Genomic DNA, 1,928 nt, shown 5'->3' with positions numbered 1-1,928 from the left:
GGAATTCAGGAAACCCCCTTTTTACCAGAAATCCCTTTTTACAATTATCATAAAACCGGGTGATAGAAGACCATGCTCGTTCTGCGCTGGCTTGTCTAGCCATTGAATTGAGTTCATTAGCAAATGGAAAATTAGCAGCTAAGACAGCACAATATTTCTGCAAGTCGTTTTTACCTGTACCTTGAACGTCCATCCATAGCCGAATACAGCTATTACGAACGAATTGTGCAGTCCGAATTGCATCATCTATTGCTGTTAGCTGAACTGATTTCCCATAAACTTTAAACTCAAAAACAAGCATCGTTCTTACCTTCCCTTTCCTCTTATCTTATACTACTATTTACGGCGTAAGACTGTCAAGGTAATTGGTATAGGATTGAATGCGACTGAAGTCGCACGAGCCGCTTATATCTCAGCACTGAAGTGACTGAGCTTTACGCTTACCGAGTATTCTTGTAATCATCTCCTGAAATAGCCATATATCAAAAATTGCTGTTGTCTAAGTTGCAGCACTCCCCCTAGTCATTAGATTACCCACGCGTACAAAAAAACTATCACTAAGTAGTGAGACAGAATTAATTACACAATGTCATTGCGTTCGCGGAGCGTGGCGTTAGCCATATGAAACGAAGTGGAATGAAGCAATCGCAAGGGTTGGGATTGCTTCGCTTCGCTCGCAATGACTGTAAATATTTTTGTCCAATTACTTACTAGTTAGGGAAATGTCTGAATCAGGTGTTTATCGAGTTTCGACTACGCTCAACTACCGCGGAGTCGAGAGGATTTACAGGATGAAAACAGAAATTTACTTACCCATTACCAGGCTCAACCCGATAACTAGTACCGCAGGGCGGAATTAAAAATTAAAAATTAAAAATTAAAAATTAAAAAAGCATATTACACAAGCTTCTTGAGAATTCTTAATGGTTGGTTGACTTACGCCCTACTGTACTAGCAACTTGAGTTAGGATTTTTACATAGGATTACTGTATAAAGAACAGAAGTAGGAAAAAGAGAAATGTATTTTTACCAAGATTTTGTGATTCGGAATTGGCAAGAAAGCGATCGCCTTTTCGCAGCCAAAGTCATTAGTTCTGTATTATTAGAATACGGTTTACCTTGGCAACCAGAAGAAGCAGATAAAGATGTATTAAATATTGAAGAATATTATTTAGCAACTGGTGGTGAGTTTTGGGTAATTGAAAACCAAAATCAAATTGTGGGGACTGGAGCATATTATCCCATTAATCGCGGTGAAAAGGCTGTAGAAATTAGGAAAATGTATCTTTTACCAAAAGTGCGTGGTTGCGGATTAGGAAAATTTTTATTACAACAATTGGAAACAGTTATTATTCTCCGTGGATTTGAGCAAATTTGGATTGAAACTGCGAGTATTTTAGCTGAAGCTGTTAAACTCTATGAAAGTAATGGTTATCTGCCAACGACAGGGGTAGAAACTGCCAGGTGCGATCGCATTTATGTAAAATATCTATAATGAAAATATTCCAAAATCTCCTCAATCTTTTTCTGAAATCCCATTGTCCTCTGTGTCAACGTCCTACACCTGGGGAACTTTGTCCATACTGCACTAAGCAAATCCAAAGTTGTCAAAAGCAAAATCCTAGTTATTTATGGAAACAGCCATTACCTGTATTTGTGTGGGGAAGTTATGGTGGTGCAGTCAAAAGAGCGATCGCTGCTCTAAAATATGAAAATCAGCCACAAATTGGTTATGTTTTCGGACAATGGTTAGGAGAATCATGGTTATTAAATTCACCTCAACCACAGCAAAAACTTCTAGTTGTTCCTATTCCCATGCACCCGAAAAAACAAAAAAACGGGGTTTTAATCAAGCGGCATTAATAGCTGAAGGTTTTTGTAATATTACAGGATGCAAATTAAAAATCAACGGTTTAGAACGCATTAAG

At 38.0% G+C, this 1,928-nt stretch carries 1 protein-coding gene and 2 pseudogenes; 2 read left to right on the top strand and 1 reads right to left on the bottom strand.

Annotated features, from left to right (window positions below):
- Positions 1 to 301 (bottom strand): annotated as a pseudogene (locus FJR38_RS07020) (RNA-guided endonuclease TnpB family protein); the annotation flags it as partial.
- 717 nt (positions 302 to 1,018) lie between these two features.
- On the opposite strand from FJR38_RS07020, the gene FJR38_RS07015 reads away from it, so the two are divergent.
- Together FJR38_RS07015 and FJR38_RS07010 are read left to right on the top strand one after the other, a co-directional pair.
- On the top strand, positions 1,019 to 1,495 hold the full coding sequence (locus tag FJR38_RS07015; RefSeq protein WP_168536133.1) for a GNAT family N-acetyltransferase: 477 nt from the start codon (positions 1,019 to 1,021) through the stop codon (positions 1,493 to 1,495).
- Positions 1,495 to 1,928, top strand: a pseudogene (locus FJR38_RS07010) (ComF family protein); the annotation flags it as partial. The gene FJR38_RS07015 and the pseudogene FJR38_RS07010, both read left to right, overlap by 1 nt.

The organism is Anabaena sp. UHCC 0253 (assembly GCF_009712085.1).
In the GTDB taxonomy this organism is placed as follows: Bacteria; Cyanobacteriota; Cyanobacteriia; order Cyanobacteriales; family Nostocaceae; genus Dolichospermum.
The sequence above is the reverse complement of the archived record's forward strand: the minus strand, read 5'-3'. Positions and strand labels throughout refer to the sequence as shown.

What these genes read in the sequence shown, in the direction of transcription:
- FJR38_RS07015 (WP_168536133.1), top strand. Translation starts at nt 1,019, where the DNA reads ATGTATTTTTACCAAGATTTTGTGATTCGGAATTGGCAAGAAAGCGAT.